Annotated in this window: 17 protein-coding genes; 7 read left to right on the forward strand and 10 right to left on the reverse strand. The window is 73.9% G+C overall.

The window, feature by feature from the left end; genetic code table 11:
• Positions 1-149 precede the first annotated feature (149 nt).
• The 4 genes from JNW98_RS08645 to JNW98_RS08660 all read left to right on the forward strand — a co-directional run bounded on the left by JNW98_RS08645 (position 150) and on the right by JNW98_RS08660 (position 4,689).
• Positions 150-1,655, forward strand: a complete 1,506-nt coding sequence (locus tag JNW98_RS08645; protein WP_223767513.1) for a thioester domain-containing protein — start codon at positions 150-152, stop codon at positions 1,653-1,655.
• Positions 1,656-1,836: 181 nt separating this feature from the next.
• Complete coding sequence (ettA, locus tag JNW98_RS08650; RefSeq protein WP_223767514.1) at positions 1,837-3,501, forward strand: energy-dependent translational throttle protein EttA; 1,665 nt, start codon at positions 1,837-1,839, stop codon at positions 3,499-3,501.
• A gap of 1 nt (position 3,502) precedes the next feature.
• On the forward strand, positions 3,503-3,949 hold the full coding sequence (locus JNW98_RS08655) for an acyl-CoA thioesterase (protein ID WP_223767515.1): 447 nt from the start codon (positions 3,503-3,505) through the stop codon (positions 3,947-3,949).
• Positions 3,946-4,689 (forward strand): DUF8010 domain-containing protein, encoded by a 744-nt coding sequence (locus tag JNW98_RS08660; RefSeq protein WP_223767516.1) that lies wholly within the window; start codon positions 3,946-3,948, stop codon positions 4,687-4,689. Before JNW98_RS08655 ends, JNW98_RS08660 begins: the two co-directional genes overlap by 4 nt.
• 105 nt (positions 4,690-4,794) lie before the next feature.
• On the opposite strand, the gene JNW98_RS08665 is transcribed toward JNW98_RS08660, so the two are convergent.
• The 10 genes from JNW98_RS08665 to JNW98_RS08710 form a co-directional block, all read right to left on the reverse strand.
• The gene (locus JNW98_RS08665) at positions 4,795-5,199 is read right to left on the reverse strand and encodes a globin (protein ID WP_223767517.1); all 405 of its coding nucleotides are present in this window, start codon (positions 5,197-5,199) and stop codon (positions 4,795-4,797) included.
• 70 nt (positions 5,200-5,269) lie between these two features.
• Positions 5,270-6,187: an FHA domain-containing protein gene (locus tag JNW98_RS08670; RefSeq protein WP_223767518.1), complete on the reverse strand. Its 918-nt coding sequence runs from the start codon at positions 6,185-6,187 to the stop codon at positions 5,270-5,272.
• Between the two features lie 70 nt (positions 6,188-6,257).
• Complete coding sequence (locus JNW98_RS08675; protein ID WP_223767519.1) at positions 6,258-7,580, reverse strand: VWA domain-containing protein; 1,323 nt, start codon at positions 7,578-7,580, stop codon at positions 6,258-6,260.
• Positions 7,581-7,690: 110 nt separating this feature from the next.
• The gene (locus JNW98_RS08680; protein ID WP_223767520.1) at positions 7,691-8,881 is read right to left on the reverse strand and encodes a protein phosphatase 2C domain-containing protein; all 1,191 of its coding nucleotides are present in this window, start codon (positions 8,879-8,881) and stop codon (positions 7,691-7,693) included.
• Between the two features lie 3 nt (positions 8,882-8,884).
• Positions 8,885-11,452 (reverse strand): serine/threonine-protein kinase, encoded by a 2,568-nt coding sequence (locus JNW98_RS08685; RefSeq protein ID WP_223767521.1) that lies wholly within the window; start codon positions 11,450-11,452, stop codon positions 8,885-8,887.
• Positions 11,449-12,774, reverse strand: coding sequence for a hypothetical protein (locus JNW98_RS08690; RefSeq protein ID WP_223767522.1), 1,326 nt, complete (start codon positions 12,772-12,774; stop codon positions 11,449-11,451). The genes JNW98_RS08685 and JNW98_RS08690 overlap by 4 nt, the downstream gene beginning before the upstream one ends.
• A gap of 207 nt (positions 12,775-12,981) precedes the next feature.
• Positions 12,982-13,923 carry a glutamate ABC transporter substrate-binding protein gene (locus JNW98_RS08695; RefSeq protein ID WP_504754530.1) on the reverse strand — a complete coding sequence of 314 codons (942 nt, stop codon included), beginning with the start codon at positions 13,921-13,923 and terminating at the stop codon, positions 12,982-12,984.
• A gap of 140 nt (positions 13,924-14,063) precedes the next feature.
• Positions 14,064-15,488 (reverse strand): GlnX family signal transduction membrane protein, encoded by a 1,425-nt coding sequence (locus JNW98_RS08700; protein WP_372459189.1) that lies wholly within the window; start codon positions 15,486-15,488, stop codon positions 14,064-14,066.
• Positions 15,489-16,241: 753 nt separating this feature from the next.
• A complete protein-coding gene (locus JNW98_RS08705; protein WP_372459191.1) occupies positions 16,242-17,276 on the reverse strand; it encodes an N-acetylglucosamine kinase in 1,035 nt (344 codons plus the stop codon).
• 413 nt (positions 17,277-17,689) lie between these two features.
• A complete protein-coding gene (locus JNW98_RS08710) occupies positions 17,690-18,943 on the reverse strand; it encodes a 6-phospho-beta-glucosidase (protein ID WP_223767524.1) in 1,254 nt (417 codons plus the stop codon).
• 153 nt (positions 18,944-19,096) lie between these two features.
• Here JNW98_RS08710 and JNW98_RS08715 point away from each other — a divergent pair, with 153 nt between their 5' ends.
• Genes JNW98_RS08715 through JNW98_RS08725 form a run of 3 tightly spaced genes read left to right on the forward strand, consistent with a single transcriptional unit; the run spans position 19,097 to position 21,370 of the window.
• A complete protein-coding gene (locus JNW98_RS08715; RefSeq protein WP_223767525.1) occupies positions 19,097-19,597 on the forward strand; it encodes an FBP domain-containing protein in 501 nt (166 codons plus the stop codon).
• Between the two features lie 55 nt (positions 19,598-19,652).
• Positions 19,653-20,555, forward strand: coding sequence for a helix-turn-helix transcriptional regulator (locus JNW98_RS08720; RefSeq protein WP_223767526.1), 903 nt, complete (start codon positions 19,653-19,655; stop codon positions 20,553-20,555).
• A gap of 23 nt (positions 20,556-20,578) precedes the next feature.
• Positions 20,579-21,370, forward strand: a complete 792-nt coding sequence (locus JNW98_RS08725) for an SDR family NAD(P)-dependent oxidoreductase (RefSeq protein ID WP_223767527.1) — start codon at positions 20,579-20,581, stop codon at positions 21,368-21,370.
• Positions 21,371-21,478: the final 108 nt, after the last annotated feature.

The following is a 21,478-nucleotide window of genomic DNA, read 5'->3' on the forward strand; positions in this document are numbered from 1 at the left end:
CGTGCGGGACATCCGCGTCGCGCCCGCTTCATAGGATCCCCCACACGTACCAACGGGGGCCGCTGCTTCTGAATCGCCCGGTGCTTCGCATCGCCCAGGCGCGTCGCGCGAGGCCCCGCGACGGCTCGCGCGCGCCCGAAAGGAAGTCCATGAGCTCTGCAACGAGGCGGTGGCCCGCGCGCTCCGCCGCGGCCGTCCTGGCGTGGGCCTTCGCCGTGGTGGGCGCGGCGTCCGCGGCCGGTCCGGCGGCGGCGGTGGAGGCGCCGCAGCACGCGGGCGGCGTCAGCGCGGTGCTGAGCGGCGAGACGACCGCCAGATCCGGAGCACATGTCAAGAAGGGGGGCGTGTCGGCCCCCGTCACGGCAGGGCTGTTCGAGATGAAGGTCGACGGCGGCGGAACGGTGCAGACCTACTGCGTCGACGCCGACACGGCGACCGTCAACGGGTCGAAGTACCGGGAGGTGAGCTGGGGCGAGTCCTCGCTCCAGCGCAACCGGAACGCGGGCCGGATCCGGTGGATCCTGCAGCACTCCTACCCCCAGGTCGACGACCTCGCCGCGCTCGCCGAGAAGTCCGGCGCCGGCACCCTCGACCCCGGCCTCGCCGCGGCCGGCACCCAGGTCGCCATCTGGCGCTACTCGGACGGCGCCGACGTCCGGGCCGACCACCCCGCGGCCCAGAAGCTCGCCGACTACCTCTACGAGAACGCCGAGGACCTGGCCGAGCCGAAGGCGTCCCTCTCCCTGGACGGGCTCGCCGTGTCCGGCCGGTCCGGCGGACGGATAGGCCCGGTCACGGTCCGGACCACCGCGGACAGCGTCAGCCTCACGCCCACCGCGGAGGCCGTCGCCCGGAACATACGGATCGTGGACAAGGCGGGCAAGCCCGTCACCACCACGGGCAACGGCGGGCAGCTCTACTTCGGGGTGCCCGCCGGCACCCCGGCCGGAATGGCCGGAGTCACGGCCACCGCCAACACCCAGGTCCCGGTCGGCCGGGTGTTCACCGGCGACCTGGTCCGCACCCAGACGATGATCCTGGCCGGCTCCAGCCGGAGCACCGCCACGGCCGGCGCCGTCGCCGCGTGGGCGGACAAGGGTGCCGCCCCCGCCATATCCGCCCGGAAGAACTGCGCCAAGGGCGGCGTCGAGATCACCGTCGGCAATCGGGGTGACGCGCCCTACGCCTTCCGGATAGCCGGTGCGGCGCACACGGTGAAGCCGAACACGACCGAGACGGTCCTGGTCAAGGTCGCCGAGGACCAGGCGTACCGGATCGACGTCAGCGGGCCCGACGGCTCCGCGGCGACCTTCACGGGCGTGCTCGACTGCCGGACCGGCCTGGCCGCCCAGGCCGCGCTGGAGGCCAAGGACGCGCCGGCCGCCGGCGCGCAGCCCACCCCGCCCGCGCCGTCCGGGACGCCGGCTACGCCGGGCGCGTCGGGCGGCGGCTCCGGGAGCGGTGGCACGGGCCGGGACGGGACCGGCGGCGGGACCGGAGGGGCCGCGGCGGACCGGGACCTCGCGGACACCGGAGGCAGCGGCACCACGCCGGCGGCCGTGGGCGTCGCGGCGGGCCTGGTGCTGGTCGGCGGAGTGACGGTGTTCCTGCTGCGGCGGCGCAGGGCGGTCGCCTCCGACGCCTCGGGCGAGTGACGCCGGGCCCGGTACCGGTGGGCACCGGGCGCCCCTGAAGAAGCGGCGGGGGCGGGGCGGCGCCCCCGGCCGTGCCGGATCACGTTTTCGCCAGGGGCCGCCGGTACGGCAAGATGGGTGTGTCTGCCCTCACGCGGGCGGAGCCGCACATTGGCCCTTCTCGAATGCCGGACGGTTTCTCTTGGCTGAGTACATCTACACCATGCGCAAGACGCGCAAGGCGCACGGCGACAAGGTCATCCTCGATGACGTGACGCTGAGCTTCCTGCCCGGCGCGAAGATCGGTGTGGTCGGCCCGAACGGCGCCGGTAAGTCCACCGTGCTGAAGATCATGGCCGGTCTGGAGCAGCCCTCCAACGGCGATGCCTTCCTGTCGCCCGGCTACAGCGTCGGCATCCTGATGCAGGAGCCGGAGCTGGACGAGGCCAAGACGGTCCTGGAGAACGTCCAGGACGGCGTGGCCGAGACCAAGGGCAAGCTCGACCGGTTCAACGAGATCGCCGAGCTGATGGCGACCGACTACTCGGACGCGCTGCTGGAGGAGATGGGCAAGCTCCAGGAGGACCTGGACCACGCCAACGCCTGGGACCTGGACGCCCAGCTGGAGCAGGCCATGGACGCCCTGGGCTGCCCCCCCGGCGACTGGCCGGTCACCAACCTCTCCGGTGGTGAGAAGCGCCGCGTGGCCCTCTGCAAGCTGCTGCTGGAGGCCCCCGACCTGCTGCTCCTCGACGAGCCCACCAACCACCTCGACGCCGAGTCGGTGAACTGGCTGGAGCAGCACCTGGCCAAGTACGCGGGCACCGTCGTGGCGATCACCCACGACCGGTACTTCCTCGACAACGTCGCCGAGTGGATCCTGGAGCTCGACCGCGGCCGCGCCCACCCCTACGAGGGCAACTACTCCACCTACCTGGAGAACAAGGCCGCCCGTCTGAAGGTCGAGGGCCAGAAGGACGCCAAGCGGCAGAAGCGGCTCAAGGAAGAGCTGGAGTGGGTCCGCTCCAACGCCAAGGGCCGCCAGGCCAAGTCGAAGGCGCGTCTGGCCCGCTACGAGGAGATGGCCGCCGAGGCCGACAAGATGCGGAAGCTGGACTTCGAGGAGATCCAGATCCCGCCGGGCCCGCGCCTGGGCAGCGTCGTCGTCGAGGTCAGCAACCTGTCGAAGGCGTTCGGCGACAAGGTCCTCATCGACGACCTCTCCTTCACCCTGCCGCGCAACGGCATCGTCGGCGTCATCGGCCCGAACGGCGCCGGCAAGACGACCCTGTTCAAGATGATCCAGGGTCTGGAGAAGCCGGACTCCGGCAGCATCAAGGTCGGCGAGACCGTCAAGATCTCCTACGTCGACCAGAGCCGCGCCAACATCGACCCCAAGAAGACGCTGTGGGCCGTCGTCTCCGACGAGCTGGACTACATCAACGTCGGCCAGGTCGAGATGCCGTCCCGCGCCTACGTCTCCGCGTTCGGCTTCAAGGGCCCGGACCAGCAGAAGCCGGCCGGCGTCCTCTCGGGCGGTGAGCGCAACCGCCTCAACCTGGCGCTGACCCTCAAGCAGGGCGGCAACCTGCTGCTCCTCGACGAGCCGACCAACGACCTCGACGTCGAGACCCTGTCCTCGCTCGAGAACGCGCTGCTGGACTTCCCCGGCGCGGCCGTGGTCGTCTCCCACGACCGCTGGTTCCTCGACCGCGTCGCCACCCACATCCTGGCGTACGAGGGCGACTCCAAGTGGTTCTGGTTCGAGGGCAACTTCGAGTCCTACGAGAAGAACAAGATCGAGCGGCTCGGCCCGGACGCCGCGCGTCCGCACCGCGCTTCCTACAAGAAGCTCACCCGGGGCTGATATGGCGCGCCATATCTACTCCTGCCCGCTGCGTTGGTCGGACATGGACGCCTTCGGCCATGTCAACAACGCGGTCTTCCTCCGCTACCTGGAGGAGGCCCGGATCGACTTCCTCTTCAGCTCCGAGTTCGGCAAGGGGGACCACTCGTTCTCGGACGGGTCGGTCGTGGCCCGGCACGAGATCGACTACCTGCGGCCGCTCGTCCACCGGCCCGCGCCGGTGGTCATCGAGAGCTGGGTGACGCACGTCTCCCGCTCCTCGCTGACCGTCTCGTACGAGATCAAGGACGAGGAGCAGGTCTACGCCCGGGCGGCCACGGTCGTCGTGCCGATCGACCGGGAGACCGGGCGGCCGCGGCGGATCACCGAGGAGGAGCGCGAGTTGCTCGCCGGGTTCCGGGACGAGGAGCCCGTCCCTGACGGTGTCGAGGGGGCCGTCGCCGTATGACGGCGGTCCCGGTTCCGCCTCCGGCCTCCGCCGAGCGGGGGCCACGGCTGCGGTTCGCCGACGCGCGGGAGGCGGTCGACCTGGCCGCCTTCCTGGCCCGGCTGATCCACTACGACCGGGCGGCCGCGGTGCGGCTCCAGGCGGGCGGCGGGGTGCTCGGGGTCTTCGGGCGCCCGCCGTCGTTCGAGGTGCTCGCCATCCGTACCGCTCGGCTGGCCGACGAGGGCGCGCTCGACGTGACCGTGTCGGCCGGGCGGCTGGCCGATGAGATCGACGCGGGTTCCCCGGTCGGGAGCGGGCTTGACGTCGCCGTTCCCGAGACCGTCACCGGGCCGCCTTGGGCCGGGGTGCTGCCGCCGCGCGGCGGCTGGCGGCGGGTGCCCGGGCTGCCGTCCGTGGAGGAGGTGCGCGGCGCCGTCGCCGCGGCGGTCGGGGAGTTCCGGGCGCGGGACGAGGCGCTGCCCGCGCAGCGGCGGAACCGGGCGGAGCGGGATCGGATCGGGCGGGAGATCTGGTCTCGGACGCTTGGTGAGACGGGGCTGCCTCTGCGGGTGGTGCACGCGGCTCAGGCTCTTGGGTTCTTGCGGCCTGTACGGGTGCCCGCGGCCGCGGGCGGCGTCGCCGCGCCGGAGCCTCTGGCGCTTTTCGCCGTTGGCGGGTGGTTGCGGTTGCGGACGCCTTACGGGTCCGTCGCCGTGCGGACGGGGGGCGTCGGGGGGCTGACCGTCACGCCTGCGTGACGGGCTTGGAGGGTGCCCCGGTCCCACCCCTTCGCCGATTCCCGGGGGCAAGCCCCCGGACCCCCGCAGCACGCTTCGCGCGCTGTCCTCAAACGCCGGACGGGCTTAGTCGGGGGTGTTGATCATTGTGGCCGCCGCGTACGTCAGGTAGCGCCACAGTTCGTCCGCGTGCCCCTGCGAGAGGTTCAGGCTGTCCACCGCGTCCCGCATGTGCCGGAGCCACGCGTCGTGGGCGGCGCGGTCGACGGTGAAGGGGGCGTGGCGCATGCGGAGGCGGGGGTGGCCGCGGTTCTCGCTGTAGGTGCGGGGGCCGCCCCAGTACTGCATGAGGAAGAGGGCCATGCGCTCCTCGGCGGGGCCGAGGTCGCCCTCGGGGTACATGGGACGGAGCAGGGGGTCCTCGGCCACCCCCTCGTAGAAGCGGTGGGCCAGGCGCCGGAAGGTCTCCTCGCCGCCGACCTGCTCGTAGAAGGTCTGCTCCTGAAGCGTGCCGCGCCGAATCTCATTCACCCTTCCATGGTCGCAGACCACCCGGCCGAGGACTCCCGTCGTAGGACTCCTCGGCCGGAACAGGGCGGTGTCAGCCCCGCCGGACGGTGATCGTCGTCCAGGCGCCCACGTGCACCCGGTCGCCGTCGTGCAACGGGACCGGGACGTAGGGCTGGATCGGGTCCTCGGAACCGTTGATCGTCGTGCCGTTGGTGGAGTCCTGGTCGACCACGGCCCAGCTGCCGTCCGGCTGCTCGACCAGCACGGCGTGCTGGTGGGAGACGCCCGGGTCCTCCGGCGGGCGGGAGAGGTCGATGTCCGGGGACTCGCCCGTGCTGTGCCGGCGGCGGCCGATGGTGATCTGGGGACCGCTGAGGCGGCACTGCTGCTCGGGGGAGTACGCGGGCAGGTTCAGGCCGGCCGCCTCCGGGCCGCTGCGGTTCATCATCGACCGGAAGTAGTCGCGGTCGGGAGCTATCACCGCGACCCAGCCGGCCGGTGCCGGCGCCGGTGCCGCCGCCGGTGGGCCCGGGTCGTACGCGTACGGGTTGTCCGGCGCGGGCGCCGGCGGGGGCAGCATCCAGTCGTCGTCGCCGTCGAGCCCCGGCGGACCGTGCTGCGGAGTCAGCGGCTCCGCAGGGCGGTTGATCCGCGACGGGCGGGAGCCGTGGTAGTCGAAGGTGTGCGGCGGGGTGGGCTGCGGCGGCGGGGGAGGGGCCGACTGGAAGCCGTGGGGCTGCGGCGGCGTCACGTACGGCGAGGCCGTCCTGGTCAGGAAGTTGTACGCGCACTCCTCGCAGAACGGGGCCTGGGCCTCGCGGGGTGTGCGGCACTGGGGGCAGAGCTCCGCCTGCATGGTGGCTTCGGCGGTGCCGCCGGGGTAGACGGGTGGCGCGGGCGGTGGCGGGGGGACGGCACCCGGGGGCGCGGAGACCCCGGTCATCCGGTGGCCGCACACCTCACACCAGTCGTCGGCCACCGACTGGTGACCGTTCGGGCAGGTCGGCATGTCGGTCGTTCCCCCTCTTGCGCCGTATCCGGTGTTCCCATGACCTTGCGGTGTTCGCCCGGCCGGCGTGCTACTTCTTCACGCGGACCGTCTTGGTCGAGCGTGTCTCCAGTGTCTTCTCCGCCTCGGCCGAGACCTTGGCCTTCAGCCGCACAGTACCGTTCACGGCGTCCACCACGTCCACCACCTTGGCCAGCAGTTTCGCGGTGTCCTCGTTCCCCGAGCGGCTGGCGAGCTGCACGGCCCGGCCGAGCTTGGCCGTGGCGCCGTCGAGGTCGCCGGACTTGCGCAGCTCCAGGCCCTGCTGGATGGCCTGGGCCAGCTCGGCCTGGCCGGTGTAGTGCGCGACCTGCGGGTTGATCGTGGTGGAGGCGGCGAGGTCGTCCGTCCACACGGCCCGGACCAGTCCCTGGGAGAGGACCTCCGCCGAACCGTCGCGTGTCGGCCGTACCAGGGAGGCCCGGGCGGCCAGCATCTCGCGGCCCACTCCGGCGTCGGGGACCCGGACGCACACGTGGTAGTCGCGGGTCTCGTCGCCCCAGGAGCCGGTGGGGTAGTCGCCGGCCCGGGGGCCCGCCTCGGTCCGACGGTCCGTCAGGTCCCGTACGGTGGGCGCCACCTGCTTGACGAACTGCACCTCGGAGCCCTGCGGGGTCCACAGCCGGAGGGAGACGTCGGCGAGCTCCTTGCCCATGACGTTCTCCATCATCCCGGTGAAGTCGGCGGCCAGGCCTGTCGGGTCGGCGACGATGTCGGCGGTGCCCAGCAGGGCCGAGGCTATGCCGGTGACCTCCTTGACCTCCCAGTCCGTCCCCACGCCCCGCGCGTCACAGGTGAACTGCCCGGCGCACGCGTCCAGGGAGGCCCGCAGGGCGTCCGGCTCCTCGTGCTCGTTGCGGCCGTCGGTGAGCAGGATGCCGTGGCGTATGGACGCGTCGGACGAGGCCAGCAGCCGCTTCGCGAGCCGCAGCCAGGTGCCGATGGCCGTACCGCCGCCGGGGCTCAGCTTGCGCAGCGCCTCCTTGGCCTGGGCGCGGGTGGTGGCGTCGGCGACCGCCAGCCGGCCGAGCCCGGGGTAGACCTCCTTGGCCTGGTGGGTGCCGGCCACCACCGCGAAGGAGACGCCCTCGCGCAGCACGTCGATCGCCGCGGCCGTGGCCTGCCGGGCGTTGCGCATCTTGGCCGGCGGGTAGTCCATCGAGCCGGAGCAGTCCACCATGATCACGACTGCGGTGTCCGGCGCCGACGCGGCCGACGCGCCGGCGGACGAGCCGCCTCCGGTGGACGTCACGGTGACGATCGCGTTCACCTCGCGCCCGCCCTCGGGCAGGAACTCGTTCTGGTAGACGTCGACCGAGAAACGCGGCACGTCCGGCTTGGACAAGTTCGACATCCGATCCGCTCCTTCGCACTCACCTGGTCACATGGCGACCGACGGACGGACGGACGCGCGCGGCGCCTCCCCCGGCACCGGCGTGCGGTTCCCCCCGTGACGCTCGGGCGTCAGGCCGTTCCCGGCTCCGCGGCGCGGGCGGGGAACGGCAGTACCGCAACGGTTACGTTGTCGTGCCCCCCGCCGTCAAGGGCGTAACCGACCAGTCGGCGCGCGGTCTCCAGGGGCCGCTCGCGGGCGTCGGAGGGGACGACGGCGGCCATCCGCTCGGCGGTCTCGGCGTAGTTCCACAGGCCGTCGGTGCAGACGATGACGACGCCCGGGCGGTCCGGCTGGAAGGCCGCGGTGTGCGGCTCCACCTCGTAGGCGTCCGCGCCCAGCCAGCCGGTGATGGCGTGCGCCCGCTCGTCCGCGTACGCCTCCGCCTCCGACAGCAGGCCGGCCGCCACCATCTGGGCGGCCCAGGAGTCGTCCTCGGTGAGCCGGGCGGGCTCGGTGGCACGGTCGTCGGGGACCCAGTAGGCGCGGCTGTCGCCGACCCAGCCGACGGTCAGCAGCTCGCCGGTGATGACGGCGCTGACGATGGTGCAGGCGGGGGCGTTCTCCTGCTGGTGGTGGCGGTGCTCGCGGGGGCGGTGGCCGGACGCGGCCAGGGCGTCGACGGCCCGCGCGGCGTCCAGGATCGCCCGGTGGGTGGCCTCCCGCGGCGGCGTGCCGGCCGCGACGGCCGCCTCCAGGGAGGCCAGCGCGCCGGCGCTCGCGGCGGCCGACGCCTCGTCGGACCGGGCGGCGGAGGACACGCCGTCACAGACGACGGCGAGCACGGCCGGCCCGCCGTCCGGCTGGGTCGTGGTGGACACCGCGAAGGCGTCCTCGTTGCGGTGGTGGCGCAGGCCGCGGTCGCTGACCGCGGCGACGCCCGGCGTCTCGTGCTCCATGTGATCCCGTTCGCGCGGCTGTGCATGCCCGCAGTGCTCGCAGTACCCGTCGTCGTCGATCATGCCGGACCGGCAGGCCCCGCAGACGCGCCGGCGGCCGGTCGGGCCGGTCGCGTCGGGCACCGGGAGGCCGGCCTGGCCCGGGACGGCCGGCGTCCCGGGCGGGGTCAGCCGGTAGTCGTCCGGCTCGCGGTAGCGGGCGGCCCGCCGGGGATCCCCGGCCGGGCCGCCGGGGGAGACCGCCGCAGGGGCCGCCGCCGAGAGGTCCGCGCCGCAGCCGCCGCAGAAGTTGTCGGCGGGGTCCAGCGGCTCATGGCAGACGGGACAGGCCGTCAGCTGTGCGGATTGCGGCAGTTGCGACATCGATCACACCCATGTCCTGGGGCGGAAGCGGTTGGCCCGTTCCACCAGTTCGATCCGTTCCCCGCCGTCCCCGGCGAGGCGGGCGAGCACGCGGTACGCGCGTTCCAGCCCGAAGCGCAGGCTCCGTTCGTCCGTGCCGGCACCGAGCAGGGCGGCCTGCCGGCCGTCCGCGACCGGCGCGCCCGCGCGGCCGGACAGCACCCAGTCCAGCGCGGTGCCCAGCACCTCCGTGGCCAGCCGCTCGCGGCGCTCCTGGTCAAGGCCGACCTCGGAGAGCCGCTCGACCTGCCCGGCGGCGGCCGTCAGGTCGTCGAGCAGGTGCTCGTGCGGCGAGCGGCGGCGCAGCCGGGCGCGGACCGCCGCGACCCGGGCCGCGGTGAAGTGGATGGACGCCTCCGGTACGGACTCCAGCGTCTCCACCGCGCCCGTCCGGTCCCCGGCCGCCAGCCGCACCCGGGCCAGCCCGAAGGCGGCGCTGACGAAGCCGGGGTCGGTGCTCCACACCAGACGGTAGTACTCGGCGGCGTTGTCGAGCTGGCCCAGCACCTCGGCGCAGACGCCGAGGGCCAGCTTGGGGGCCGGCTCGCCCGGGAACGCGTCGTAGACGGCGTCGAAGGAGAGCGCGGCCGTCTCGTTGTCGCCGGTCACGAGCGCGTGCAGGCCGCGGTACCAGACGATCCGCCAGTCGTCGGGATACTCGGCCTCCAGGGAGGCCATCGCCTTCCCGGCGTGCGTCAGCTCGCCGAGTTCCAACTGTGCGCGGAAGCGGCGCAGTCGCAGCTCCAGCGAGTTGACGGGCGCGGCCTGGAGCGCCGCGTACGTCTCGGCGGGCCGCGCGGAGAGCAGACCGGCGAGGAAGCCGGCGTTGGGGTCGGACGGGTCGGCCATCGGGACGGGCAGCGCGAACGCGGCGGCCGGGACGTCCAGCGGGGCGAGCGCGGGCGGCTCGGCCGGGGGCGCGGCGGCGACGGGCGGCGGCGCCTGCCGGGGCGCCCGGGACAGGACGGAACGGGACGCGCGGGCGCCGAGCACCGACGGGTCCCGGCCCTCGTCCTCGAACAGGACGGTGTCCACCACCCGCGGCTCCGGCCCGAACAGCGTCGACAGGGCGGGCCGCGGGGTGCCCGTCTGGAGCGCCACGACCTCCCGCAGGACGCCCGTGAGCTGGTCGGCCATCTCCGCGGCCGAGGAGAACCGGCGGGCCGGGTCGGGGTCCGTGGCGCGCACCAGCAGCCGGTAGAACGACTCGTAGCGGCTGAAGACCTCGATGTTGTCCGGGTCGGGCAGGCTGTCGGAGAAGACGCTGGTGTAGCCCTGGAAGTCGAAGGTGAGGACGGCGAGCGTGCGGGCCACCGTGTACAGGTCGGAGGCGACGGACGGGCCGACCTCCGCGACCTCGGGGGCCTGGTAGCCGACCGTGCCGTAGATGGCGCTCTCGTCGTCGTCCATCCGCCGGACCGCGCCCATGTCGATCAGCTTGAGCTGGTCCTGCTGCTGTATCGCGTTGTCGACCTTGAAGTCGCAGTAGAGCAGGTTGCGGCTGTGCAGGTGGCCGAGGGCCTCCAGGGCCTCGATGCCGTAGGCGCAGGCCTGTTCGACGGGGAGCGGGTCGCGCCGGCCGTCCGGGAGCCGCCGTTCGTTGGCGATGTCCTTGAGGGACTTGCCGCCGACGTACTCCATGACGATGTAGCCGTCGAGGCTGCCGGTGCGCTGGTCGAGGTGCTCGACGAAGTTGTAGATGCGGACGATGTTGGCGTGCTCGATCTCGGCCAGGAAGCGCCGCTCGGCGAGGGCGACGGCGAGGGCGTCCTCGTCGCCGGTGTCGAGCAGGCCCTTGAGGACGACCCAGCGGTCGGAGACCGCGCGGTCCATGGCCAGGTAGATCCAGCCCAGGCCGCCGTGGGCCAGGCAGCCCGCCACCTCGTACTGCCCGTGCACGACGTCGCCGGCGCGCAGCTTGGGGACGAACGAGTAGGGGTGGCCGCACTTGGTGCAGAAGCCCTCGGTGCGGCCGGGGCGGTCGCCGCGCGAGCGGCCGACCGGCTCGCCGCAGTCGCTCTTGCTGCAGAACCGCTTGCGCTCGGGCACCTCGGGGTTGGCCAGGACGGCGGTGCGCGGGTCGGGGCGCGGCACGCCCGGCATGCTGACCAGGCCGGCGCCGAGCTTGTTCCGGGCGGAGGCGGCGGTTCCGGAGCGTGAGCTGCGGACGGACACCGAGCGGGAGGCCGTGCTCCCGCCGCCGAGCGTGGAGCGCGACAGCCGTCCCGAGACGGACCGGCGGGACGGTGCGGAACGTGAGGAGCGGGATGACCGGGACGAGCGGGACGACTGGGCGGAGCCCGTGGAGCTCGTCGAGCCGTGTGCGCCGGTTCCGCCGGTTCCTCCGGTTCCTCCGGCTCCTCCGGCTCCTCCGGCGACGATGCCGGTGGCCGGTGAGGAGAGCGTCCCCGCGGGCGAGACGACCGGCGCGAGGCCGCAGGTGTCGCAGTACGTCTCGCCGCCGCCGACGTCCTCGTAGGCGCCCGCGCAGCCCGGCCGCTGGCAGGCCGTGGTGCCGTTGTCTCCGCTCATCTTTCCCCCCTGTGGTCATGGACGCTCCGGCCCGGGCTTCCGTTGCCCGGCGGAGCCAGCGCCCCGGCGACCGCCTGCTGGTAGCGCAGGACGGCCTGTTCGGCGGCCGCCAGATCGCAGGGGGCGCTCCAGAGCATGCGGCGGGCGGCGTCGTACCGCTCGCCGAGGAACGGGTCCTCCGCCAGGCCGTGCCGGCCGGCCTTCGCCCGGTAGGCGTCCAGCCGGCCGCGCAGCTCGGCCCGGACGGCGAGGGGCGCGGTGACCGCCGTCAGCGAGGCGCGGGCCCGCAGCAGCTCCTCCTCGGCGCGTTGCTCCAGGCTCTCCAGGAGCGGCGAGAGCCGGTGCCAGCGGGCGCGTCTGCGGTGTTCGGCGGCGACGGACAGCTGCTCGTAGAGGGCGGTCGGCGGGCCGGAGACGGCCGGGACCTCGGAGGCGGCGATCTTGGACAGCACCTCCGCGCGGGCCTGCCGGGCCTCCTCCAGCGTGCGGTCCGCGCGGGAGAGGACGTCCCGCACCCGCATCAGCCGCTGCTCGGCGTCCTGCCGGACCGTCAGCACCGCCTCGATCTCCCGCCGGACGTCCTCCAGGGCGCGGGCGGCGCGGTCGTAACGCCTGGTGTCGGTACGGCCGCCGCCCGGCGCGGAACTGGGGGAGGCGCCGGTCCAGAAGGCCAGCGGATCGGATATCACCTCGGCCCGCAGGGCGGTCAGTTCGCGGGTGATCTCCTCCAGGTCGTCGCCGGACGGGTGTTCGCCGGGACGGACACCTACCGAGTGGGCCAGCGAGCGGGTGCGGCGCAGCTCGGCGGCGAGCAGGTCGATGCGGGCGGGGAGCGCGGACCAGACGGCGTCGGCGACCACGACCACGTCCAGGGCCTGCGCGTACCAGCCGTTCATCCGGTCGACGAGCTCTTCGAGGGTCAGCCGCTCGCTGAGCCGGGCCGCGCCGCCGAGCGTGGTCAACTGGGCGGCCGGGTCGCCGCCCGGCAGGGTGACGCGGGCGCCGCGCAGCAGGTCGGTCAGCTCGGACAGCTCGCTCTGGTGCGGCCAGCGGCGGCGGGAGCGCAGCTCGCGGGCGCGGGTGAGGGCGTCGGTGTAGGCGTCGAAGTACGTCCAGAGCCGGTTGATGAGCTGCTCGGCGACCGTCCACCGGGCTCTGGTGACGCCGGACAGGTCGGCGCCCTCCAACAGGCGACGGCCGGCGTGGTCCTGCAGGGCGAGCAGGGAGGACTCGACGGCCTCGTGCTCCGCGCCGAGCCGCGCCAGCGCGCGGTCGACCTCCTCGCGGCTCAAGACCGGCCCGGTGGGCCCCGCGACCGCCATCGGTCCCCTCTCCTGTCCGCGGCCCGCGCCGCTTCCCGCCAGTTTTGTACCGGTGCTGCCGTACCGGTGCTGTCGTACCGGTGCTGTCGTACCGGTGCTGTCGTACCGGTGCTGTGCCGGGGGTCCGCCGTCCGGCCCCCGGGTGCCGCTTCCCGTCCGTCCTCCCTTTCCCCTCCTCTTTCCCCTCTTCCCCGGTCTTTCCGGGCGTCAGTCCCGGTACTTGGGCTCCGGAGGTGCCGTGATGCCGAGATCGGCGCGGGCCAGCCACTGGCGGTAGGCCTGCATCCAGGGGCTCGACGTGCCCCCGGCCCGGTAGTCGTCCAGCACCGCGTTGACCCGGCGTACCAGGTCCTCCGATCCGCGGTTCACCGCCACGCCGTAGTACTCGGTGGTGAACGGTTTGCCGACGAGTACCACGGACGGGTCCTGCGCCGCCTGTCCGGCGCCCAGCGCGTTGTCGGTGAGGATGGCGTCGACCTGGCCGAGCTGGAGCCGTACCAGGCAGTCGAGTTGGTTCGGGACGGTGGTCACCTTCGCGGACGCCCGCTTCGCCAGCTCGGCCTCGGCCGTGGAACCGGCGGCGGCGCAGACCTTCCGCCCGGTCAGGGAGTCGTCGTCGATGCCGGTGATCGTCGAGCCCTTGGGCACCAGCAGTTGCTGGCCGGCCTGGAAATAGGCCGTGGAGAAGGCAACTTCCTTGATCCTGTCGCAGCTGATGCTCATCGTACGGGCGACGATATCCACCTTGCCCGACTTCAGGGCGGGAATGCGCTGATTGGTGGGGATGGCCAGGAACGTCACCTTGTCCGGGTCGCCCAGGATCGCCTTGGCGACGGCCCGGACCAGCGCGATGTCGAAGCCGTCGAGCTTGCCCGTGGCCGGGTCGCGGTAGCCCCAGCGGTAGCTGTTCTGGTCGACGCCGGCGATCAGCCGGCCGCGCTCCTTGATCCGGCGGACGGCGGGGCCGTCGGCGGTGGAGGGCCGCAGACTGGCTTCCGGGTCGGTGCAGTCGGCGGCGCGCTCCGCGGGGGCCGCGGCGGCGGCCGGTCGTGCCGCCGCCGTCGCCGGTCGGCCGTCGGTCCGTCCCGGCGGGCCGCCGCCGGGCAGCAGCAGCGCCGCGACCGCGGCCAGGGCGCACGTCACCACCATGGCCACGGTGGCCCCGAACACCGTCCTGGCCGTGCGGGCTGTCCGGGCCGACCGGGCGGTCTGGGTTGTGTGGGCCGTGTGGGCCGTCTCGGTCGTTCTCGCGTGCATGTCCCCTCCCCCGTTCGTCCGTGCCGTCCCGCTCATCGGTACTCCGACAGCCTGCGGCCGATGCCCGTCACCACGGCGGCGGCACCCAGCACGGCGAGGACGCCGGCGCCCGCCGCCAGCCCGGTCAGGGCGCCGCGCCCGTCGTCGGCGGCCCGCCGGAAGTCGTCCTTCTCGTGGTCCAGCGCCTTCCGCAGCGCCGTGTCGACGTGGTCGAACGACGCGCCCGTGCTGTCCCGTTCGCCGATCACCTGCGGCAGCGCCCGGTCGTAGTCACCGGCGACGTCCGCCGCGCGCGCCGCGGCGTGCCGCCGCTGCCAGTCGCGCACCCCGTCGATCGCCTCCGTCACCGGGGCGCGGCCGTCCGCGCCGTCGGCGAGGGACTTCGCCCGGTCCAGCAGGCTCCCGGCGGCCGGGGCGTCACCCGTGCCCCCGAAGAGGTCCCGCATGTCCCGCCCGTAGCCCTCCTCGTAGGCGTCCTTGCCGTCGTCCGTGAGCACGGCACCGCGCGCCACCAGCGACAGGCTCTCGGCACCGTGCGCCTGGAGCGCGCTGATCCGGGCCATGCCGATCACCTGGAGGGACTTGGCGCCGTGGTCGTACGAGTCCTCCAACTCCGCCCGGGCCAGGCCGTGGCCCACCCCCAGCCACACCAGCACCACCAGCGTGGACGCCGTGGCGGCCAGCAGTCCGCGGTCGAACACCCGGTTGGTGCGCAGGAACGCGCGGCGCTGGACCCAGCCGAGCGCGCCGAGCGCGAGGAGGCCGACGGCTATCGCCGCCCAGGGCAGCTCCTCGGCGTCGGCGTAGTCGGCCTCCAGCCGGTCCCGCTCCGCCTCGTACAGCCGGCGGGCGGCGGGCAGCAGGTCCTCGCGCATGCGGTCGCTGGCGTAGCGGAGGTACGCGCCGCCCAGCGGGAGGCCCTGCCGGTTGTCGGCCCTGGCCTGCTCGACCAGGCCGGTGTAGACGGGCAGCCGCTCGTTCAGCGTCGCTATCTGCCGGCGCTCGGCGGGGGAGCCGCCGGTGTTGGCCGCCGCCTTGACCAGCAGCTGCGACGCGGTGGCGATGTCCTTCTCGTACCGCTGCCGGACCGCGCGGGTCTCCTTGGCGCCGGCCAGGAAGCCGGTGGCGGCGGTGGTGTCCGCGTCCGCCAGAGAGGCGTAGATGTCCGCCGCGGCGGCGCTCAGCGGCTCGCTGCGCTCCACGACGGCGTCGGCCGCCCGGGCCCGGTCCGTCACCTGCCAGGCGGTGACCGCGCCGAACGCGATCAGCAGCGCGGCCAGCGCGGCGCCGATCACCCGGAGTCTGCCCGGCTCCGTTCTCGTCGCGGCCGTCCGCAGCCTGGCGAACTGCGCGCGCCAGGCGGCGCGCTCCGACCCGCGGGCCGGAACCCCCGCCTGTCCGGCGCCCGGTCCCCGTCCAGGCCCCGGTGGCGCGGCTGTCCGTAGCGGTTGTGACACGAGACCTCCCCCTTGGTCGCCGGTGGTACCCGCCGCCGCCCGGCGCGGGGCGGGACGGGGCACCTGGCCAGAAGTATGGCGGCAGGGACTGACAAAGACACCAGGTACTTCGCGATCTTGTTCGGATCGCGATCTGTGCGGGGCGCGGTGTCGGCCGGTCTCTGTGCCTCTCTGTGTGTCTCTGCGCGTCTCTGCGCGTCTCTGTGCAGGTGTTCACGCGACGCGGGTGCCGAGCGGTTCCGCCGGGGACGGGCGGGGTGGGGGGGGGTGGGGTGGGGGAGCGAGGGGTAGGGCCGGGGCCAGGCAGGGGGCGGGAGCTGGTTCGGCCGGGCGGACGGCGGGCGCCCTCTGGCTCTCTGGCCCTCCGGGCCGGGTGGACGATTGCTCGCCGCTCGCCGCTCGCCGCTCGCCGCTCGCCGCTCGCCGCTCGCCGGTCCGGCCGGGCCTGCGCCCGCGCCGTGCATCCGGGCTCTGTGTGCCCGCCCTGCGCGTGCCGGTACGGTGTCCGCCGGTTTTGGGGCCCCGCCGGTCCTCCGCCCGCGCGGTGCGCCGGGTCTGCAGTCGCCGGTTCTTCGCCCGTGCCGTGTGCCGGTGCTCCGTGCGCCCGTCTTGTGCCTGGCAGTTCGGCGTCCGCCGGCCGCCCGGGTCCCGTCGATTGCTCTACCCCTCAGGCCCCTCAGGCCCCGCGCCCGTCGACTTTCCGCCGTTTGCTCTCCGCCCGGGCGGGCTCCCGCGTCCGTCGCCTCCTCGCCCCTACGCCCACCGGGTCCGCAGGGTCGCGTGCGCCTCCGTCTCCGCGCCCAGCGCGTCCAGGGCGAGCAGGGCCGCGCCGAGGACCGGCGGGGCCGTGACGACCACCGGCTCGGCCCAGGGGGCGCAGGCGGCCAGGCCGCGGACCACGTCGTCGTGGAGGAGCGGGTGGCGGGCCGCCAGGATGCTGCCGCCGAGGACGACGGGCACCCGCTCGCTCAGCAGGTCCAGCCTGGTGAGGGCCGTGCGCGCCATGACCACCACCTCCTCGGCCTGCCGGGCGACGATCGCCCGGGCGACAGCGTCGCCCGCCGCCGCGACGTTGAAGAGGACCGGGACCAGCTCGTGCCTCCGCGTCCCCGTGATGGCACCCAGGTGCAGCGCCTCGATCAGCTCCGGCATGCCCGGCAGCCCGAAGTGCGCGGGCAGGGCGGCGGCCAGCGCGCTGGGTTCGCCCCGGCCGTCGGCGGCGCGGGCCGCCCACCACAGGGCCTCGCCCGCGAGATGGTCCCCGCCGCCCCAGTCGCCCGAGATCCGGCCGACGGAGGGGAACCGGGCGGTACGGCCGTCCGGCGTCAGTCCCGCACAGTTGATGCCCGCCCCGCACACCACGGCGACGCCCTCGGGCGCGGTGCCGTCCGGCAGTCCGGCCCGCAGCAGGGCGAACGTGTCGTTGACGACCGTCACCGTCCGGCCCCAGCCATACCGCTCGATCTCCGCCGTCAGCCGCTCCTCCTCGACCGGGAGGTCCGCGTTGGCGAGGCAGGCGTGGACGTGGTCCACGGGCGGGGCGTCCGCGTCCGCGCCCGCCGCGGCGACGAGTTCCGCCAGCCCGGCCACCGCCGCCGTCACGCCGTCGGCGTGCGGCCGGAAACCGCCGCCGCGCGCGGTGCCCAGGACCCGGCCGGCGGTGTCCACCAGCGCCACGTCCGTCTTGCTGTTTCCCGCGTCCACCGCCAGCGCCGTACGGGGGCGCCCCTGGGCGCTCGACGCGCTGTCCGCTCGGGCGTTCTCGGCGCTGTGCGCGCCGCCGTACACACCCGTGTCCCCGCGCGGGCCACCGTCCGCGTCCGCGCCCCCGCGTGAGGTTCCCTCCGCACGGGCGCGCGCTCCGGCGCCCGTGTCGCCGCGGGTACGGGCCTGTGCGCCGGGGCCTGCGATGCCGTTCGGACTCGTGCCGGCACCCGTGTCCGTGCCGGTGCCTCCCGCTGTGCCCGCACGTGTGACGGCGACCGCGTCCATGACAGCGCCAGTGCCAGCGCCCGGGTCCGCGCCCGGCCCAGCGTCCGTGCCCGATCCGAGGTTCGCCCCCGAGCCCGCGTCCCTGAGCCGGTCCGCGACCGCGCTCGCGCCCGATCCCACGCCGGATCCCGCGGCCGCGTGTGCGCCCGATCCCGCACTCACGCCCGATCCCGCACTCGTCCGCGCGCCCACGCCCGCTCCACCCGCCGTCACGCCCACGCCAAGTGGTGGCGGTTGTGCGCGATCAGTGCGTCCGTGAGCCGGTCCGCGGTCGTGTCCTGGCCGATCAGGGGGTGGGCCAGCAGCGCCTGGAACACCCGGTCCCGGCCGCCCTCCAGGGCCGCGCGCAGGGCGAGGTGCTCGTACGCCGTGACGCCCGCGACGAGGCCGGAGAAGAGGGGCTCCAGGGAGCGTACGGGGAGCGGGCGCGCGCCGCGGGCGTCGACCGCCGCCGGAACCTCGATCACCGCGTCGTCCGGGAGGAACGGCAGCGTGCCGTTGTTCAGCGTGTTGACCACCTGCACCTCCCCGGTGTCCCCCAGCAGCGCCGAGGTGAGGGCGACGGCCGCCTCCGAGTAGTAGGCGCCCCCGCGCTTCGCCAGCAGCGCGGGCTTCTCGTCGAGCGCGGGGTCCTGGTACATCTCCAGCAGCTCGCGTTCCATCGCGGCCACTTCCTCCGCGCGGGACGGCTTGCCGCGCAGTTCCTCCACGACCTCGTCGTGCCGGTAGAAGTACCGCAGGTAGTAGGAGGGGACGGCGCCCAGCCGGGCGGGCAGCTCGCGCGGCAGGCGCAGGTCCGCCGCGAGGGCGTCCCCGTGGTCGGAAAGCAGCTTGGGCAGGACGTCCACGCCCCCGACGCGCACCTCGCGCTCCCAGGTGAGGTGGTTGAGGCCCACGTGGTCGAGGGTGACCTCCTGCGGGGTGACGCCGAGCAGGGCGGCGAACTTCCGCTGGAAGCCGATGGCCACGTTGCACAGTCCGACCGCCCGGTGGCCCGCGGTGAGCAGGGCCCGGGTGACGATCCCGACGGGGTTGGTGAAGTCCACGATCCAGGCGTCCGGGCTGCGCCGACGGACCCGTTCGGCGATGTCCAGCACGACCGGGACCGTCCGCAGCGCCTTCGCCAGGCCGCCGGCGCCGGTGGTCTCCTGGCCGACGCAGCCGCACTCCAGCGGCCAGCTCTCGTCCTGCGCGCGGGCCGCCTGCCCGCCCACGCGCAGTTGCAGCAGGACGGCCGCGGCGCCGTCCACGCCCGCGTCCAGGTCGGTGGTCCAGGTGACCCGGCCGGGGTGGCCTTGGCGGGCGAAGATGCGGCGGGCGAGACCGCCGACCGTTTCCAGCCGGTCGGCCGCCGGATCGATCAGCACGAGTTCGTCGACGGGCAGGGACGCCCGCAACCGGGCGAAGCCGTCGACGAGTTCGGGGGTGTAGGTCGAGCCTCCGCCGACCACAGCGAGTTTCACGGAACAGACCTCTTCGCGTCACGGGGGAAGGGGGAACGAGAAGCGGAACGGGAAGTGGAACGAGAAGCGGAACGGGGAGCGGAACGAGAAGTGGAACGGGGTGTGCGAAATTCGCATGACGTCACAACGGGCACACTGTTAATTTCTCGCCCCATGGAACCACTCGGCGAGAACGAGATACGAGCCTCTTTCATCAATTGCTCGAAAGGTGAGGCCCGCAGGATCAGCCTGCCCCGGGGACTGGCCGAACTCCCCTGGGCCGACCTTGACTTCCTGGGCTGGCGCGATCCCGGCGCCCCCGACCGCGGCTACCTGGTCGTCGTCCGCGACGGCAAGCTCCAGGGGATCACCCTGAGGGTCCCCCAGAGCGGCCCGCGCAGTCTCGCCAAGACGACCATCTGCTCGTTCTGCCTCACCGGACACCCCGGTTCCGGCGTCTCCCTGCTCGCCGCCCGCAAGGTCGGCGCCTCCGGCCGCGACGGCAACACGGTGGGCGCCTACATGTGCGCCGATCTGGCCTGTCCGCTGTATGTGCGCGGCAAGAAGGTGCCGGAGTTCAGCGGTCCCCGGTACAAGGAGTCACTGAGCACGGACGAGCAGGTGGCGCGGATGCTCGGCAACGTCGACGAGTTCCTGCGGAAGATGGGCGCCTGAGCGAGGGGTCCCTTCGGGGAAAGGCGTTGTCAGACCCCTCCGTTACGGTGAGTACATGGCCACTGACACGCCTTCCGTCTCCGTCTCCGGCCGCCGCGAGCGCCTGCGCGGCTTCCTGCGCAGCCGGCGGGCCCGCCTCGCCCCCGAGGACGTCGGGCTGCCCCCGGCCGTCCGGCGCCGCACGCCCGGGCTGCGGCGCGAGGAGGTCGCGCTGCTGGCCGGGGTGGGCGTCTCCTGGTACACGTGGCTCGAACAGGGCCGGCCGATCAACGTCTCCGCCGACGTCCTGGACGCGATAGCTCGTGCCCTGCGGCTGGACGAGCCGGAGCGCGAGCACCTGTACCTGTTGACCGGCCTCAACCCGCCGCCCCGGGCCGGCGTCCCCCGGCCGGAGGCCACGCCCGAGCTGCGGCGGCTCATCGAGGCGTGGTCGCCGCGGCCGGCCGTGCTCCTGGACCGCTACGAGAACTTCGTCGCCGTCAACGACGCGGCCCGGGCGGTGTTCGGCTACACCGACGCCGACCGGAACTGCCTGGTCGCCTTCTTCACCAACGCGCGCTACCGGGCGCTGCACGTGCGGTGGGAGGCCGTCGCCCCCGGCGTCGTCGCCGCCTTCCGCGCCGCCGCGGCGCGGCATCCCGGTGACCCCGGGTTCGACCGGATAGCCGACGGGCTGTGCGCGGTGAGCCCGGAGTTCGACGCGCTGTGGGCGCGGCACGACGTGGGGGTGACGGGCCAGGTGGTGAAGGCGGTGTGCCATCCGGAGGTGGGCGAGCTGGTCTTCGACACCACCACGCTGGCCCTGCCGGACCAGCCCGGGCTGCATGTGGAGCTCCAGAATCCGCGGCCGGGGAGCGGGACCGCGGAGCGGCTCGAACGGCTTGCACGGCCCGGAAGGCTTGAGCGGCTGGTGGGGGGTGGTGGCGGACCCAGGATGAGTGAGCACTGTCAGGGGTGAGCGGCGGGCCGCAGGCTGGGGCCATGACCAGCAGCGCTTTCCACACTCCTGTCCGTTTCGAGAACAAGATCGCCCTCGTCACCGGCGGTGCCCGCGGCATGGGCCTCGCCGCCGCCCGTCGGCTGGTGTCCGAGGGTGCCCACGTGGTCATCACCGGCCGAGACGGCGCTCGGCTCGACGCGGCGGTCGAAGAGCTCGGGGGCTCCGGGCGCGTCCACGCGATCCGCGGCGACGTCTCGCGCGTCGCCGAAGCGGACGCTCTGGCCGCCGGGATCCGGGAGCGGTTCGGCCGGCTGGACGTGGTCTTCGCCAACGCCGGTGTCGCCTCGTTCGGCCCCTTCTCCGAGGTGAGCGAGGCCGAGTTCGACCGCGTCGTCGGGATCAACCTCAAGGGGGTCTACTTCACCGTTCAGCGGGTCCTGCCCCTGCTGGCCGACGGCGGTGCCGTCGTCATCAACGCTTCCTGGACGGCGCATCGGGGGTTGCCGACCGGGTCGCTGTACGCGGCCACGAAGGCGGCTGTGCTCAGTCTGACGCGGACGCTTGCCGCGGATCTCGCTCCGCGGGGGATCCGTGTGAACTCGGTGAGCCCCGGTTACATCGATACGGACATGTACCGGGCGGCTGTCTCCTCCGCCGAAGGGGCGGCCGTCGTCGCCCGGGTTGCCGCGGGCCGCGTCGGCACGGCCGAGGATGTCGCCGATGTGGTCGCCTTTCTGGCGTCCGGGGAGGCTTCCTATGTGAACGGGCAGGACGTGGTCGTGGACGGGGGGTTGGTGGCCGCGCAGGTGGAGGGTGGGCTGAGCGGCGATTGAGGAGGCCCCGGTCCCGCCCGTTCACCGTTTCTTGAGGGGGCAAGCCCCCGCACCCCCGAGCACACCTGCGGTGCGCGTCCTCAAACGCCGGACGGGCTGTATCAGCCC

Source organism: Streptomyces huiliensis, from assembly GCF_020037025.1.
Lineage (GTDB): Bacteria > Actinomycetota > Actinomycetes > Streptomycetales > Streptomycetaceae > Streptomyces > Streptomyces huiliensis.